This window comes from Actibacterium sp. XHP0104, from assembly GCF_025751515.1.
GTDB lineage: Bacteria > Pseudomonadota > Alphaproteobacteria > Rhodobacterales > Rhodobacteraceae > Actibacterium_D.
This window is the reverse complement of record NZ_JAOWLE010000001.1, coordinates 274,384-290,270: the sequence shown is the minus strand read 5'-3', so window position 1 is coordinate 290,270 and position 15,887 is coordinate 274,384. Positions and strand designations below refer to the sequence as shown.

Annotated in this window: 18 protein-coding genes; all 18 read right to left on the bottom strand. The window is 64.0% G+C overall.

All coding sequences use genetic code 11. From position 1 onward, the window contains the following. Position 1: 1 nt before the first annotated feature. The gene (locus OE856_RS01485; RefSeq protein WP_263714273.1) at positions 2–409 is read right to left on the bottom strand and encodes a hypothetical protein; all 408 of its coding nucleotides are present in this window, start codon (positions 407–409) and stop codon (positions 2–4) included. Positions 410–420: 11 nt separating this feature from the next. Next, positions 421–2,430, bottom strand: a complete 2,010-nt coding sequence (nuoG, locus tag OE856_RS01480; RefSeq protein WP_263714272.1) for an NADH-quinone oxidoreductase subunit NuoG — start codon at positions 2,428–2,430, stop codon at positions 421–423. A gap of 6 nt (positions 2,431–2,436) precedes the next feature. Next, positions 2,437–2,853 (bottom strand): DUF5333 domain-containing protein, encoded by a 417-nt coding sequence (locus OE856_RS01475; protein ID WP_263714271.1) that lies wholly within the window; start codon positions 2,851–2,853, stop codon positions 2,437–2,439. 118 nt (positions 2,854–2,971) lie between these two features. Next, positions 2,972–4,270 carry an NADH-quinone oxidoreductase subunit NuoF gene (gene nuoF, locus OE856_RS01470; RefSeq protein ID WP_263714270.1) on the bottom strand — a complete coding sequence of 433 codons (1,299 nt, stop codon included), beginning with the start codon at positions 4,268–4,270 and terminating at the stop codon, positions 2,972–2,974. 10 nt (positions 4,271–4,280) lie between these two features. Continuing rightward, positions 4,281–4,523 carry a DUF5337 domain-containing protein gene (locus tag OE856_RS01465; protein ID WP_263714269.1) on the bottom strand — a complete coding sequence of 81 codons (243 nt, stop codon included), beginning with the start codon at positions 4,521–4,523 and terminating at the stop codon, positions 4,281–4,283. A 140-nt stretch (positions 4,524–4,663) separates the two neighbouring features. After that, positions 4,664–5,737 (bottom strand): NADH-quinone oxidoreductase subunit NuoE, encoded by a 1,074-nt coding sequence (gene nuoE, locus OE856_RS01460; protein ID WP_263714268.1) that lies wholly within the window; start codon positions 5,735–5,737, stop codon positions 4,664–4,666. Continuing rightward, a complete protein-coding gene (locus OE856_RS01455; protein WP_263714267.1) occupies positions 5,737–6,048 on the bottom strand; it encodes a hypothetical protein in 312 nt (103 codons plus the stop codon). The genes nuoE and OE856_RS01455 overlap by 1 nt, the downstream gene beginning before the upstream one ends. A 118-nt stretch (positions 6,049–6,166) precedes the next feature. Beyond that, positions 6,167–7,381 carry an NADH-quinone oxidoreductase subunit D gene (locus OE856_RS01450; protein ID WP_263714830.1) on the bottom strand — a complete coding sequence of 405 codons (1,215 nt, stop codon included), beginning with the start codon at positions 7,379–7,381 and terminating at the stop codon, positions 6,167–6,169. A 5-nt stretch (positions 7,382–7,386) separates the two neighbouring features. Further along, complete coding sequence (locus OE856_RS01445; RefSeq protein WP_263714266.1) at positions 7,387–7,743, bottom strand: hypothetical protein; 357 nt, start codon at positions 7,741–7,743, stop codon at positions 7,387–7,389. Between the two features lie 13 nt (positions 7,744–7,756). Next, the gene (locus OE856_RS01440; protein ID WP_263714265.1) at positions 7,757–8,359 is read right to left on the bottom strand and encodes an NADH-quinone oxidoreductase subunit C; all 603 of its coding nucleotides are present in this window, start codon (positions 8,357–8,359) and stop codon (positions 7,757–7,759) included. Between the two features lie 3 nt (positions 8,360–8,362). Beyond that, a complete protein-coding gene (locus tag OE856_RS01435; RefSeq protein ID WP_263714264.1) occupies positions 8,363–8,896 on the bottom strand; it encodes a NuoB/complex I 20 kDa subunit family protein in 534 nt (177 codons plus the stop codon). Continuing rightward, positions 8,887–9,252 (bottom strand): NADH-quinone oxidoreductase subunit A, encoded by a 366-nt coding sequence (locus OE856_RS01430; RefSeq protein WP_263714263.1) that lies wholly within the window; start codon positions 9,250–9,252, stop codon positions 8,887–8,889. The genes OE856_RS01435 and OE856_RS01430 overlap by 10 nt, the downstream gene beginning before the upstream one ends. Positions 9,253–9,472: 220 nt before the next feature. Continuing rightward, positions 9,473–10,258, bottom strand: coding sequence for a crotonase/enoyl-CoA hydratase family protein (locus OE856_RS01425; RefSeq protein ID WP_263714262.1), 786 nt, complete (start codon positions 10,256–10,258; stop codon positions 9,473–9,475). A 19-nt stretch (positions 10,259–10,277) separates the two neighbouring features. Beyond that, entirely contained in the window at positions 10,278–11,144 is an 867-nt protein-coding gene (locus OE856_RS01420) for a hydroxymethylglutaryl-CoA lyase (protein WP_263714261.1), read from the bottom strand. Positions 11,145–11,147: 3 nt separating this feature from the next. Beyond that, complete coding sequence (locus OE856_RS01415) at positions 11,148–11,810, bottom strand: glutathione S-transferase family protein (protein WP_263714260.1); 663 nt, start codon at positions 11,808–11,810, stop codon at positions 11,148–11,150. Beyond that, positions 11,807–13,762 (bottom strand): acetyl/propionyl/methylcrotonyl-CoA carboxylase subunit alpha, encoded by a 1,956-nt coding sequence (locus tag OE856_RS01410; protein ID WP_263714259.1) that lies wholly within the window; start codon positions 13,760–13,762, stop codon positions 11,807–11,809. The genes OE856_RS01415 and OE856_RS01410 overlap by 4 nt, the downstream gene beginning before the upstream one ends. After that, positions 13,755–14,258, bottom strand: coding sequence for an O-acetyl-ADP-ribose deacetylase (locus OE856_RS01405; RefSeq protein ID WP_263714258.1), 504 nt, complete (start codon positions 14,256–14,258; stop codon positions 13,755–13,757). The genes OE856_RS01410 and OE856_RS01405 overlap by 8 nt, the downstream gene beginning before the upstream one ends. A gap of 11 nt (positions 14,259–14,269) precedes the next feature. Then, positions 14,270–15,877 (bottom strand): carboxyl transferase domain-containing protein, encoded by a 1,608-nt coding sequence (locus OE856_RS01400; RefSeq protein WP_263714257.1) that lies wholly within the window; start codon positions 15,875–15,877, stop codon positions 14,270–14,272. Positions 15,878–15,887 lie beyond the last annotated feature (10 nt).

The window sequence follows — 15,887 nt, the reverse complement described above, 5'->3', positions numbered from 1 at the left end:
CTCAGACCGTCGGTATCCCTTCATTGGCACAGTGATCGACAACGACTTCTGCGTCGATCGTCTGTACGCCGCGTGGCAGTGCCGGCGAGATGGTGTAAACAGCATCTGCCCGCCAAAGGCCACCCTCTTCTGCGACATTTGTCCGCACGTGACGCGCAAATCCGTAACCCCGGATCAGCGTGTAACCTGCTGCCGCACATTCCGCATAGGCCGCCACATCGTCTTGCGTGCGTGCGCCCTGCATCTGAACAACGAAATTCACCAGATCGCTGTCCAAAAGCCGCGTTTCGACCCCCATATAGCTGGGCCGATAGTCGTCTTGCGCAGACACGCCTTCTCCGGTCGGGGCACAGCCCGTCGCGCCGGCCAGAAGGGCCAGCGAGATGATCGGAGAGAGAGCTGCCTGCATCCGCCCTACCCTTACTCTGCCGCGACCGGCGCGTTCGCGCGGGCCTTGGCGCCGGCGCTCAGCTCGGCCATCAGGCTCGAGGCGCGCGCGATCGGGTTGGTCAGATAGAAATCCTGCACCGCCATGCGGAACTGGCCGTTTTTCAGCTCGGCGCCCGGCAGCGGTTGCCACTCGTTGGCCGGAACCGCGTCAAGCGCGCCCAGATGCGGCACCTCGGCGACCAGCGCCTGGCGCAGCTGGGCCAGGCTGTCATAGGGCAGCTGGGCCCCCAGCTCGGCCGACAGGGCCCGCAGGATCGCCCAGTTTTCCTTGGCGTCGCCCGGCGGGAAGCTGGCGCGCTGTGCCAGCTGCGGACGGCCCTCGGTGTTGACGAACAGGCCCGATTCCTCGGTATAGGCGGCGCCCGGCAGGATGATGTCGGCGCGATGCGCACCGCGGTCACCATGGCTGCCCTGATAGATCACGAACGCACCGGCGGCGATATCCACCTCGTCGGCGCCCAGGTTATAGACAACCTCGGCCCCGTCCACGGCGGCATCAATGCCGCCAGCGGTCACGGCGCCGATATCCATGGCACCCACGCGGCCCGCGGCCGAATGCAGAACCATAAAGCCCGCGCCCATCTTGTCGGCCAGTTGCATGGCCTGGCCCAGAACAGCCTCGCCATCGCCTTCGGAAATAGCGCCCTGGCCGATGATGACCAGCGCCCCGTCAGAGGCCTTGGCATCCGAGACCAGGCCGTTCAGCGCCTCGCGGCCCGTGCCATGAGCGGTAACGTCATAGGTCAGATCGCCGACAGCGCCGACCACATGCACCTCGGCGCCGGACAGCCAGGCCTTGCGGATGCGGGCGTTCAGCACGGGCGCTTCGTCGCGCGGGTTGGTGCCGATCAGATAGATCACCTTGGCGCTGTCGATATCCTCGACCGCAGCCGAGCCCACATAGGCCGAGCGGTTGTCGGCCGGCAGTTTCGCGCCGTCGGTGCGGCATTCAACATTGCCGCCAAGCCCTTGAACAAGCTGCTTCAATGCGAAGGCGGCCTCGACCGGGGCCAGATCGCCGATCAGGCCGGCAACCTTCTTGCCCTTGATCGCGGCGGCGGCGGCAACCAGGGCCTCGCCCCAGCTGGCTTTGCGCAGCTTGCCGTTCTGGCGGATATAGGGGGTGTCCAGACGCTGACGGCGCAGGCCGTCCCACACGAAACGGGTCTTGTCAGAGATCCATTCCTCGTTCACGCCGTCATGGTTGCGCGGCAGGATACGCTTGACCTCACGGCCCTTGGTATCAACGCGGATGTTCGACCCCAGCGCATCCATCACGTCGATGGTTTCGGTCTTGGTCAGCTCCCACGGGCGGGCGCTAAAGGCATAGGGTTTGCTGGTCAGCGCGCCGACCGGGCACAGGTCGATGATGTTGCCCTGCATGTTCGAGGCCAGCGTCTCGTTCAGATAGCTGGTGATCTCGGAATCCTCGCCGCGACCGGTCTGGCCCATCTGGGTCAGGCCCGCGACCTCGGTGGTAAAGCGCACGCAGCGGGTGCAGCTGATGCAGCGGGTCATGGTCGTGGCCACAAGCGGGCCGAGGTTCAGATCTTCCGAGGCGCGCTTGGGTTCGCGATAGCGCGAGAAATCAACGCCATACGCCATGGCCTGGTCTTGCAGATCGCATTCGCCGCCCTGGTCGCAGATCGGGCAATCCAGCGGGTGGTTGATCAGCAGGAATTCCATCACGCCCTCGCGGGCCTTCTTGACCATCGGGCTGTTGGTTTTCACCACGGGCGGCTGGCCTTCGGGGCCGGGGCGCAGGTCGCGAACCTGCATCGCGCAAGAGGCGGCGGGCTTCGGCGGGCCGCCGACGACCTCGACCAGGCACATGCGGCAGTTGCCGGCAATCGACAGACGTTCATGGTAGCAAAACCGCGGCACCTCGATGCCGGCCACTTCGCAGGCCTGAAGGATGGTCATGGCCCCTTCGACCTCGACCTCGTTCCCGTCAATGATGATTTTCCGAAGGTCCGACATATGCTCTCACTTCACTCTCAGCAAAACGCCGATCTGGCTGTTTCTCTCAATTTCCGCGATGCCCGCAGTGCAATAGCTTTGCGGATCATCCAAGTTGACGCCCTGCCCGACAAGATAGTTGCGCGCAATCGCTTTCACGCGCTTTTTCTCTTCCTTGTCAGTGACATAGGCTTCGATCTCTTTGTAGCTGTAGCCCGCTTTGTTCGCGACGCGCTCCAGCCCCTTGGCAAAGGTATAGGCCTTGAACATGCGCGGCTCGATCGTCGCGCAGTTGTCAGCGATCATGTCACCGGCGGCGATGACGAACAGGCCCTGTTCCACCTCTTTGACGTCGCGCAGGCTGCCGGCGATGGCCAGGCTGGGCCCGGCTGTGACAACCATCGCGATACCGGCGATAACGGGCAGTGCTTTCAGAATGGTCATGACGGATCTCCTTTCATCGAAAGGAGATCGGCGGGGGCCGCCGCTATGCAATAGCACGCCTCTGACCCGGCGGAGAGCCGCCGGTCTGTCAGATGATATGCCCCCGTCAAACGCATGATTACTCTGCTGCCACGGCTGCCGAAACCCGGCCCGTCTTGGTGTATTTGATGCGATCCTCGATCTCGTCACGGAAGTGGCGGATCAGGCCCTGGATCGGCCATGCGGCCGCGTCACCCAGCGCACAGATGGTGTGGCCTTCGACCTGCTTGGTCACCGACAGCAGCATGTCGATTTCCTCGACCTCGGCCTCGCCGGTCACCAGGCGCTCCATCACCCGCATCATCCAGCCGGTGCCCTCGCGGCACGGGGTGCACTGGCCGCAGCTTTCATGCTTGAAGAACTTGGCCAGACGCCAGATCGCCTTGATCACGTCGGTCGACTGATCCATCACGATCATGCAGCCGGTGCCCATGGACGAGCGGTTCTCGCGCATCCAGTCGAAATCCATGATCGCCTCTTCGCACATATGCTTGGGCAGCACCGGGCAGGACGCCCCGCCGGGGATCACGGCCTTGAGGTTGTCCCAGCCGCCGCGAACGCCGCCGCCGTGCTTTTCGATCATCTCGCGCATCGACATCGACATCGATTCCTCGATGACGCAGGGGGTGTTCACATGGCCGGTCATGGCGAACAGCTTGGTGCCCACGTTGTTGGGGCGGCCGAACGACGAGAACCACGAGGCGCCACGGCGCAGGATGGTCGGCGCAACGGCGATCGATTCAACGTTGTTCACCGTGGTCGGGCAGCCATAAAGACCCGCGCCCGCCGGGAACGGCGGCTTCATGCGGGGCATGCCCTTGCGACCCTCGAGGCTTTCCAACAGCGCGGTTTCCTCGCCACAGATATAGGCGCCAGCACCGTGGTGCAGGTAGAGGTCGAAATCCCAGCCCGTGCCGGCAGCATTCTTGCCCAGCAGCCCGGCGTCATAGCATTCGTCGATCGCGGCCTGCAGGGCCTCGCGCTCGCGGATGAATTCGCCACGGATATAGATGTAGGACGCATGTGCCCCCATCGCGAACGAGGCGATCAGCGCGCCCTCGATCAGCGTATGCGGGTCATGACGCATGATTTCGCGGTCTTTACAGGTCGCCGGTTCGGATTCGTCGGCGTTGATGACCAGGTAATGCGGGCGACCGTCGCTTTCCTTGGGCATGAACGACCATTTCAGACCGGTCGGGAAACCCGCGCCGCCACGGCCACGCAGGCCCGAGGCTTTCATCTCGTTGATGATCCAGTCGCGCCCCTTGCCGATGATATCGGCAGTGCCATCCCAGTGGCCACGGCGCCGCGCTCCGGCCAGGGTGCGGTCATCCATCCCGTAGAGATTGGTGAAGATACGATCTTCGTCCTTCAGCATCAGCTTACCCTCACTTCTTCCGGCTGTCGCGCCAGATCTGATTAGTCACCACCAGCGCCCAAAACAGCGCCGCCAGCGCGGCAAAATCGAACAGGAAGACATAGCGCGGTGGCAGACCGAAATAGCCGCCCAACCACTGAGCCGCCAGCCAGAGCAGAACCGCGCCCGCCATCACCAGGGCCACCATGCGGCCCTTGCGTGCGAACGCCTGTTGCTGTTCCTCGTCGCGGTTCATAGCTCCCACACCCGTCATCGGCCGATCCCTGCACAGGTCTTGGACGACAGCATGGGGGCCAAAGTGCCGGTTGCGGCTTTGGCCTTGCAAATCGGGTTGCCCCGTTGCCCCCAAACGACTGTCACGTTTCTGTCCCCCAGACCCTGGCTGTTTTCAGCTCAGTATACGTCGCCTTCTTTCACTTTCTTCGAAAACTCGGTCTGCCCACCGGCAGCCAGAATCTTCGCCTGATCGACCCAGCCATCGCGGCTGACCCGGCCTTTGAACTTGATCAGGTTCTCATCAACCCAGGCCACTTCTGCGGCGGTCCATGCGGCGATCTGATCGAAATGGTAAAAGCCCAGCTCGTTGAGCTGCTGCTCCAGCGCGGGGCCGACACCCTTGATCTGTTTCAGATCGTCGGCGCCGCCCTCGCGGGCCTCTGCCAGCGCAGCCGGGCGCACACCTTCCGCGGCGGCCGCGGGGGCAGCTTTGGCAGGGGCGGGTTTGGCTGCGGCGGGTTTCGTGGCCACGGCAGCACCGCCATCGCGACGCCAGGGCGTCAGGATCGGCACTTCGGTGCCGTCGATGCGCTTGACCGTATCGCCCAGATCCACGGCGCGCTGCACCGAGGCGTTATACTGGGTCTGGCCGCTGGTGAATTCCTTCAGGGCGGTCAGGCCGCCAATCGGTTCACACGAATAGCGTCCATTCTGCGGACCCGGCACCGGCACTTCGCCCGATGCCATCTTGTCCAGGATCTCGGCCAGCTTGGCGGCGGTGAGATCCTCGTAGAAATCCTTGCCGATCTGCGCCATCGGCGCGTTGGTGCAGGCACCCAGGCATTCCACCTCTTCCCAGGTGAACTTGCCATCGGCAGACACCGTAAAGGGCTTGTCCGCGATCTTTTCGCGGCACACCGCGATCAGATCTTCGGCGCCGCAGATCATGCAGGACGTCGTGCCGCAAATCTGCACATGAGCAACCGACCCCGTAGGGGTAAGCTGGAACATGAAGTAAAAGGTGGCCACCTCGAGCGCACGAATATAGGCCATGCCAAGCATGTCGGCCACGTATTCGATTGCCGGACGGGTCAGCCACCCTTCCTGTTCCTGAGCACGCCAAAGCAGCGGAATGATCGCGCTGGCCTGGCGGCCTTCGGGGTATTTGCTTATCCAAGCTTCGGCCCAGGCCAGGTTGGCCGGGGTAAACTCGAAGCTGTCGGGTTGTTCATGGTGCAAACGGCGCAGCATTAGACGGCACAATCTCCCGAGACTAGCGTGATCCCACCCGTGTCATTGGTGGCATCCACGACTTCCTGATAAATCCGCAGCAGATCGACGATCGCCTCAAGCGACGCCGCATCATAGCCGGTGTATTCTTCGACCAGGGCAGCCTGGTCTTCGGTTTCGACGGTGCAGCCGATCTTGGTCAGCGCAACGCGCACAACGTCCAGCTCGTCCTCGGTGGGAACATATTGGCTGGCCGAGGTATCCTGGGCAAAGGCAGGGGCGGCCAGAAGAGCCGACAGCGCCAGAACACTGGGAATGGTCTTGAGTTTCATGGGTCCATCTCCTTTGCGCGCACGGTCATACCGACGCACAGATTGCGGGCCAGCGGCGCGAAACGCCCCTGCCCAGTGGGTCCCCACCCAACATTCCGTTTATGTCCGGCGCGATTGATCAACGGTCGATCTCTCCGAACACGATGTCCATTGTGCCGATGATCGCCGACACGTCGGCCAGCTGGTGGCCCTTGGCCACGTAATCCATCGACTGAAGATGCGGGAAGCCCGGCGCGCGCAGCTTGGCGCGGTAGGGCTTGTTGGTGCCATCGGCCACCATGTAGACGCCGAACTCGCCCTTGGGCGCCTCGACGGCGGCGTAAACCTCGCCGGCAGGCACATGGAAGCCTTCGGTATACAGTTTGAAGTGGTGGATCAGAGCCTCCATCGAGGTCTTCATGTCCGCGCGCTTCGGCGGTGTCAGCTTGCCGCGGGCCAGAACGTCGCCCTGCCCTTCGGGGGCACGCAGCTTGTCGATGGCCTGGCGGATGATGCGAACCGACTGGCGCATTTCTTCCATGCGGCACAGGTAGCGATCATAGCAGTCGCCGTTCTTGCCGATCGGGATCTGGAAATCGAATTCGTCATAGCATTCATAGGGCTGCGAACGACGCAGGTCCCAGGCCAGGCCCGAACCACGCACCATGACGCCCGAATAACCCCAGTTCAGGATATCTTCTTCGGTGATGATGCCGATATCGGCGTTGCGCTGCTTGAAGATCCGGTTCTCGGTCAGCAGGCCGTCCAGGTCATCCAGCACGCCCAGGAAGGGATCGCACCATTCCTCGATGTCGTTCAGCAACTCGGGCGGCAGATCCTGGTGAACACCGCCGGGGCGGAAATAGGCGGCGTGCAGACGGGCGCCACAGGCGCGCTCGTAGAACACCATCAGCTTTTCACGCTCTTCAAAGCCCCACAGCGGCGGGGTCAGCGCGCCCACGTCCATGGCCTGGGTGGTCACGTTCAGCAGGTGGTTTAGGATACGGCCGATTTCCGAATACAGAACTCGGATCAGCGACGCGCGGCGCGGGATTTCCACGCCGGTCAGCTTTTCGATGGCCAGGCACCAGGCATGTTCCTGGTTCATCGGGGCCACGTAATCCAGACGGTCGAGATAGGGCAGGTTCTGCAGATAGGTGCGGCTTTCCATCAGCTTTTCGGTGCCGCGATGCAGCAGGCCGATATGCGGGTCGGCACGCTCGACGATTTCACCGTCCAGCTCGAGAACCATCCGCAGCACGCCGTGCGCCGCAGGGTGCTGCGGCCCGAAGTTGATGTTGAAGTTGCGGATCTTCTGCTCGCCAGTCAGAGCGTCGTCGAAATTTCCGTCCATCATCCTTACACCCCTACCCTGTATTCGCCCCGCATGGCGGGGATACGGCCCAGGTCGGCCTTGCAGTTGTAAAGCAGGTGAAACCCTTGGGTGATGCGGATAAGCGCGCCCTGCACGTCGGCCGCACAGGTGCCGACGCGGGAATGGCTGCGCACCATCAGGTCACGCAGCACGGTCGTAAAGCGCTTGCAAACAGCCATCTTGGCCATCCGTTCCAGACGCCCCTCATCCCGCACATCATAGGTTTCAGTTATGTCAGCATTAAGGCAGGTGCGGCCCGCGGCCACGGCCACGCAGGCATGATCAAGGCCGGCATCGTCTTGCCGGTCGGTGATCATCATCTTGCGTGTCTTGCCCATCATTTATGTTCCGTCCTCAGGCGCCGGTCTTTTCATCGCCGGGAAGGATGTATTCGGCCCCTTCCCACGGGCTCATGAAATCGAACTGGCGGTATTCCTGCACCAGGCTGACCGGTTCGTAGACGACGCGCTTTTGCTCTTCGTCATAGCGAACTTCGATATAGCCGGTGGTCGGGAAATCCTTGCGCAGCGGATGGCCGCGGAAACCGTAATCGGTCAGCAGGCGGCGCAGATCCGGGTGGCCGGTGAAGATGATCCCGAACATGTCGAAGACTTCGCGCTCGAACCAGTTGGCGGCGGGGTGCACATCGACGATCGACGGCACCATGTCGTCCTCGCGCACCGCGACCCGCAGGCGGATGCGGTGGTTCTGGTACATCGACAGGAAGTGATACACCACGTCAAAGCGCGCCTCGCGCTGGGGGTAGTCCACCGCGGTGATGTCGACCAAGGTCGAGAACCGGCAGGTGGCGTCGGTCTTCAGGAAATCGATCAGCTCGACCAGGCCGGCCAGGGTGACATCGACATTCAGCTCGCCAAAGGCGATCTCATAGCCGACCACCGCATCGGGGCGTTTCAGGCTGATATGGGCGCCAAGCTCGTTCAGGGCCTCGGTCATCGCTTACCTCGCAATCGTGCCGGTGCGGCGGATTTTGCGCGCCAGTTGCAGGATGCCGTAAACCAGCGCCTCGGCGGTCGGGGGGCAGCCCGGCACATAGACATCAACCGGCACAACCCGGTCGCAGCCACGCACAACGGAATAGGAATAGTGGTAATAGCCGCCGCCATTGGCGCACGAGCCCATCGAGATCACGTAGCGCGGCTCGGGCATCTGGTCGTAAACCTTACGCAGCGCGGGGGCCATCTTGTTGGTCAGCGTGCCGGCCACGATCATCAGGTCCGACTGACGCGGGCTGGCGCGCGGGGCGGTGCCCCAGCGTTCGAGATCGTAGCGCGGCATCGAGGTGTGCATCATCTCGACGGCGCAGCAAGCCAGACCAAAGGTCATCCAGTGCAGCGAGCCGGTGCGCGCCCAGTTGATGATGTCTTCGGTCGAGGTAAGGATGAAACCCTTGTCCTGCAGCTCTTTGTTAAGAAGCTGCACACCATGTTCGCGGTCAGCGCCAGCAGTATTGGCGTTGGTGCTCACTCCCATTCCAGGGCTCCTTTTTTCCACTCATAGGCAAAGCCGATGGTCAGCACGGCCAGGAAAACCATCATCGACCAGAACCCCACGTCGCTCATGTCGCCGAACGACACCGACCAGGGGAAAAGAAACGCGATTTCAAGGTCGAAGATGATGAACAGGATCGACACCAGGTAGAAGCGCACGTCGAACTTCATCCGCGCGTCATCAAAGGCGTTGAACCCGCACTCATAGGCCGAAGTCTTTTCGGGGTCGGGGTTGCGCACGGCCAGAACGAAGGCGGCCAGCAGCAGAACCAGCCCCAACGCAACAGCCATAGCAAGGAAAATGATGATTGGCAGATACTCTCGCAGCAGATCTTCCAAGGCTGGTCTCCCTCTTTGGCCGGACTCGCGCGGCGCCTGTCATCTTGTTGCCGGTTTACTCTCCGCACATGGCCGGGTCAACCGAAGGCGGCGCTAACAGGACGCTTAGTTTTCATGAAAATGCGTTTTCGGCACACGAATGTATGCCGAAACATTGCAAAATATTGCGGGCGCGCCCCGCAAAGGGCGAGTGATTCACCAGATGCAGTGGCCGATCAGCCTATTTCGAGACCCAGGAGGGCTTGCTGCGGTCGAAAAAGGCCTTGATGCCCTCTTGCGCCTCGGCGCTGGCCCAGCGCTCGGTCAGCTGCGCCACCGAACGGTCGATGACAGTACTGTCGATCGGCATGCCCAGGCCGCGCAGCTGGGCCTTGGCCGCAGCCACCGCCCCCGGCGCAACCGACAGATAGGGGCGCACTTCGGCCTCGATGGCGGCGTCCAGTTCCTCAGCCGGCACGACCCGCGCCAGCAGGTCCAGCTCGCGCGCCTCGGCGGCATCGAACAGCCGGGCCGACATGAACACCCGGCGCGCCCGCGCCTCGCCCATGCGGGCCATGACATAGGGGCCGATCGTGGCCGGGATCAGGCCCAGCTTGGTCTCGGTCAGGCCGAACTTGGCGCCCTCGACACCGATGGCAATGTCACAGACGCACATCATGCCGACGCCACCGCCAAAGGCCTGGCCATGCACGCGGCCGATCAGCGGCTTGGGCATGGTGTTCAGCGCATAAAGCATGTTGGCCAGCTTGCGCGCGGCGGCGTCACGCTGATCAGGGCCGGCCTCGAACTGCTGCGCCATCCAGCGCAGATCGCCGCCAGCGCAAAAGCTTTCCCCTGCCCCGGCCAGAACGACCACGCGCACCGACGGGTCGGCACCCAGATCGGCCGCGGCCTGCGTCAGGGCATCCATCAGGTCCGACGACAGCGCGTTGTGCCGGTCGGCGCGGTTCAGGGTCATCACCGCGACGCCGCGGGAATCGGTCTCGATAGTCAGAATGTCGCTCATGGCCTGGTATCCTTGTCCCTTATTCGTCTGCGGCGGGGGCGCGCATCATCCGCGCCATTTCGGCCGCACGCGCGATCACGCCGGCGTTCAGCCCGGTCTCATAGCCCAGCTCGGCCAGCCGCGCGGCCACGGCTTCGGTCGCAACGTTCCCGGTCGCGCCCTTGGCATAGGGGCAGCCGCCCAGCCCGCCGACGGCGGCATCGAACACCCGCACGCCCTGCGCCAGAGAGGCCTCGATATTGTCCAGCGCCCGGCCGCCGGTGTCGTGGTAATGCCCGGCGATGCGCTCTGCCGGCACCACGTCCAGCACGGCGCGCAGCATGGCGGTGATGGTTTCGGGCGTGCCCTTGCCGATCGTGTCGCCCAGGCTGATCTCGTAGCAGCCCAGTGCCAGCAGCCGTTCGGCCACGCGGGCCACCTGCGCCGGATCGGTCGCGCCGTCATAGGGGCAATCGGTGACGCAGCTGATATAACCGCGCACCGGAATGCCCTCTTCGACCGCCGCCTCGGCCACCGGGGCAAAGCGTTCCAGGCTTTCCTCGATCGTGGCGTTGATATTGGCGCGGCTGAAGCCCTCAGACGCCGAGCCGAAAATCGCGATCTCGTCGGCACGGGCCTGAACCGCGCGCTGGAACCCTTGCAGGTTCGGCGTCAGCGCCGCGTAGGATACGCCCGCCGCGCGGGTGATCCCGGCCAGCACTTCGGCCCCGTCGGCCATCTGCGGCACCCATTTGGGGCTGACGAAACTGGCGACCTCGATCCGGCGGAACCCCGCACCCGACAGCGTGTCGATCAGCGCGATCTTTTCCGCCGCCGGGATCAGGCGTTTCTCATTCTGCAGCCCGTCGCGCGGCCCTACTTCGAAAATCTCGACATATTCACCCATGTCTCAGCCCTCTTCCGGTATCGGGTAGAAATCCTGCGTAAAGAAATCCTGCTGACCGTCGCGCGCCCGCGCCGGAGCATAGGACGGCTGCGCCTCAAGCCGGGCGCGATAGGCCACAAGGCCGGGCAGATCGTCGAAACGCACGTAATAGGGGGCCTCGAAAATGTTAAAGCCCATCATCATGTCTGCCGCGGAAAACCCTGACGGCAATATGAAATCCTGATCACCCAGCATCGTCTGGAAGGCGCGCAGCGTCTGTTCCAGCCGCCGCGTGTTCAGCTTGACCACCGCCGGGCTGGGCTTGGCCGGCGGGCGCAGGAAGATGTGGTTGAGGTTCAGCTGCTCCAGCAGCGTCCCCATGGTTTCCGAGAAATGAATCGCCTCGAGAAACCGCGCCCGTTCCGGGTGGCCGGCGGGGCGACCAAAGCCGGATTCGGGGTGGCGTTCGCACAGATACTGCACGATCGCCCCGCTTTCATTCAGCACCATGCCGTCGATTTCCAGCGCGGGCACGCGCCCCGCCGGAGAATGCGACAGATAGCCCGGCGCCCGCAACGACCCGTCGCGGATGCTGTATTCGACGATCTCGAAATCAAGGCCCAGCGCCTCGAGCAGCCACAGCACCCGGAACGAGCGCGAGAACGGCACATGATGCAGACGGATCATGCGGCCTCCTCGCCCTCGTCTTCGTCGGCCAGGCGGATCAGCGCCGCACCGGCCTCGACCTGCGCCCCGGCCGAGGTCAACAGCTCGGCCACGGTGCCGTCACGGCCGGCGGTCAGGGTGTGCTCCATCTTCATGGCTTCGAGGATGGCCAGGCGCTGACCGGCCTCGACTACATCGCCCTCGGCCACGAAGACCGCCTTGACCAGGCCCGGCATCGGCGCCTCGATGACATTGCCCGCCGCGCCGGCGCCCGCATCCTGATTGATCGGGTCGATGACGTGGAAGATATGCCCGGCATCGGCAAACACGGTGATCGTGTCGCCATTGCGCGAGAATGCCGGTGCGGGCTCGCCATCCAGCAGCCAGCTGCCGTTGATGCGCTTGGCCTCGACCTCGGTCTCGCCCGCCCAGACAGAGCAATAATCGGCGCTATGCGCCCTGATGACGGCGTCAAAGCGTTCGCCCGCATGGTCCAGCATGACGGTGCGGTTCAGCGCATCCCACAGGGTAAAGCCCGACATAGCGGGCCGGTTGCCGACCAGATCGGTGGCAACCAGAGCGGCCAGCGCCATCTGGCGCGGGGTCGCCCCGGCCTGCGCGGTCAGCCCGTCGATATCGCGCGCGATCAGGCCGGTATCGACATCACCCACGGCAAAGCCCTTGTGACGCGTCAGCGCGCCCAGGAAGGCCAGGTTGGTGACCGAGCCGGCCACGCGGGTTTCGTCCAGCGCCCGCGCCAGACGCGCCAGCGCAATCTCGCGGGTGGGCCCATGGGTGATGATCTTGGCGATCATCGGGTCATACCAGGGGCTGATCGTATCGCCTGCGCGCACGCCGCTGTCGTTGCGGGCCATCGGGCTGAATTCCAGATGGCTCAGCGTGCCGGTCGAGGGCAGGAAGCCCGCCGGAACGTCCTCGGCATAAAGACGGGCCTCAAAGGCGTGGCCGGTCAGCTTGATCTGATCCTGGGCCGCCGGCAGCGCCTCACCCGAGGCCACGCGCAGCTGCCATTCCACCAGGTCGACATTGGTGATCGCCTCGGTCACCGGATGTTCGACCTGAAGGCGGGTGTTCATTTCCATGAACCAGAACCGGTCGGGGCGCAGACCCTCGGATCCGTCGACGATGAACTCGACCGTGCCCGCACCCTTATAGCCGATGGCCTTGGCGGCACGCACGGCGGCCTCGCCCATGGCATTGCGCATCTCGGTGGTCATGCCCGGCGCGGGGGCCTCTTCGATGACCTTCTGGTGGCGGCGCTGAAGCGAGCAGTCGCGTTCGAACAGATGTACCGCATCCTCGCCATCGCCAAAGACCTGCAATTCGATATGGCGCGGCTTTTCGATGTATTTCTCGATCAGCACGGCCTCGTTGCCAAAGGCGGTCTTGGCCTCGCCGCGGGCACTGGCCAGAGCGTCGGCGAACTCGGACGCCTTGGTCACCAGGCGCATCCCCTTGCCGCCGCCACCGGCGACAGCCTTGATCAGCACCGGATAGCCGATCGCATCGGCCGCGCCCGACAGGTGTTCGGGGTCTTGGTTGGCGCCGTGATAGCCCGGCACGACCGGCACGCCGGCCTCTTCCATCAGCTTTTTCGCGGCATCCTTCAGACCCATGGCGCGAATGGCGCTGGCCGAGGGGCCGATAAAGACCAGGCCCGCGGCCTCGACCGCATCCACGAAATCGGGGTTTTCCGACAGAAAGCCATACCCCGGATGGATCGCCTGCGCCCCGGTCACACGGGCCGCATTGATGATCGCATCGCCGCGCAGATAGCTGTCGGCAGGCGCGGGCGCGCCGATATGCACCGCCTCATCGGCCAGCGCCACATGCTTGGCGCCCGCATCGGCGTCGGAATACACCGCCACGGTCTGCACACCCAGCTTGCGGGCGCTCTCGATCACGCGGCAGGCGATCTCGCCCCGGTTGGCAATCAGGATCTTGTTAAACATCGCGCAATCCTTCCTCTTTTGCGGCGACTTGCAGGTGATACTCGGTCAGTTCATCGAACGAGACCATCAGGCAGCGCAGTTCAGTTTTCTTGACTTCTCGCAGGGCAATGCGGGCGGCCTGATCCGGCGGAAAGCCGAATATTCCGGTCGAAACCGCCGGAAAGGCGATCGACCGGCAACCGTTGCGTTCCGCAAGGCCCAGCGCGTTTCGATAGCAGCTGGCCAGCAGCGAGTCCTCGTCGGCCCCGCCGCCTTGCCAGACCGGCCCGACCACATGGATCACGTGGCGCGCGGGCAGGTCGTAACCGCCGGTAATCTTGGCCTGGCCGGTCTCGCAACCGCCCAGGGTTCGGCATTCGTCCAGCAGACCCGGCCCCGCCGCACGATGGATCGCACCATCGACCCCGCCACCCCCGCGCAAAGAGCGGTTGGCGGCGTTGACGATCGCATCCACGTTCAGCGTGGTGATGTCAGCCCGGACGAACTCGATCGGCATGATGCCCCCCGTTACATCCGGAACACGCCGAACTTCGTCGGCTCGATCGGGGCACACAGCGCCGCCGACAGCGACATCGCCAGAACCTCGCGCGATTTGCGCGGGTCGATGATGCCGTCATCCCACAGCCGTGCCGAGGCATAAAGCGGGTGCGACTGGTGGTCGAACATCTCGATGGTGGGGCGCTTGAACTCGGCCTCTTCCTCGGGGCTCCAGCTGCCGCCCGAACGTTCGATCGCGTCACGTTTCACGGTGGCCAGCACGCCCGCCGCCTGTTCGCCGCCCATCACGCTGATGCGCGAATTGGGCCAGGTCCACAGGAAACGCGGCTGATAGGCGCGACCCGACATGCCATAGTTGCCGGCCCCGAAAGAGCCGCCCACCAGCATGGTGATCTTGGGCACATTGGTGGTGGCCACGGCGGTCACCATCTTGGCGCCATGGCGCGCGATGCCTTCGTTCTCGTATTTGCGGCCGACCATGAAGCCGGTGATATTTTGCAGGAAAACCAGCGGGATATTGCGCTGGCTGCACAGCTCGACGAAATGCGCGCCCTTTTGCGCGGCCTCCGAGAACAGCACGCCATTGTTGGCCACGATCCCGATCGGGCAGCCCATCACATGGGCAAAGCCGGTGACCAGCGTTTCGCCAAAGCGCGGCTTGAACTCATCAAAACGCGAGCCATCGACGATGCGCGCGATCACTTCGCGGATGTCATAGGGCGTGCGCAGATCGGCGGGCACGACACCGAACAGCTCGTCAGGGTCATAGGCCGGATCTTCGGGCGTCTGCCATTGCACGGTCGAGGGCTTGCCGCGGTTCAGGTTGCTCACCGCGCGGCGGGCCAGCGCCAGGGCGTGGGCATCGTCCTCGGCCAGGTAATCGGCCACACCCGACAGGCGGGTATGCACGTCACCGCCGCCCAGATCCTCAGCAGTCACCACCTCGCCGGTGGCGGCCTTGACCAGCGGCGGGCCGGCCAGGAAGATCGTGCCCTGTTCCTTGACGATGATGGTCACGTCCGACATGGCCGGCACATAGGCGCCACCCGCGGTGCACGAACCCATCACCACAGCGATCTGAGGGATGCCCTTGGCCGACATGCGGGCCTGGTTGTAGAAGATGCGGCCGAAATGGTCGCGGTCGGGGAACACCTCGTCCTGGTTGGGCAGGTTGGCGCCGCCGCTATCGACCAGATAGACGCAGGGCAGATGGCATTCCTCGGCGATTTCCTGCGCGCGCAGGTGCTTTTTCACCGTCATCGGGTAATAGGTGCCGCCTTTGACGGTGGCGTCGTTGCAGACCACCATCACCTCTTGGCCATGCACGCGGCCGATCCCGGCCACGACACCGGCACAGGGCGCGGCGCCGTCATACATGCCATGCGCGGCGGTCGCGCCAACCTCGAGGAAGGGTGAACCCGGATCAAGCAGGTTCGCAACACGGTCGCGCGGCAGCATCTTGCCCCGGCTCACGTGGCGATCGCGCGCCTTGGTGCCACCGCCCATCGCGGCGGCCCCGGCGGCCTGCGCAATCGTATCCAGCATCTCGAGATGCCCCCGGCGGTTGGCCAGGAAGTCCTCGGAGCCGGTGATGATCTTGGATTGGAGTTTGGTCATCGTTTCTGCC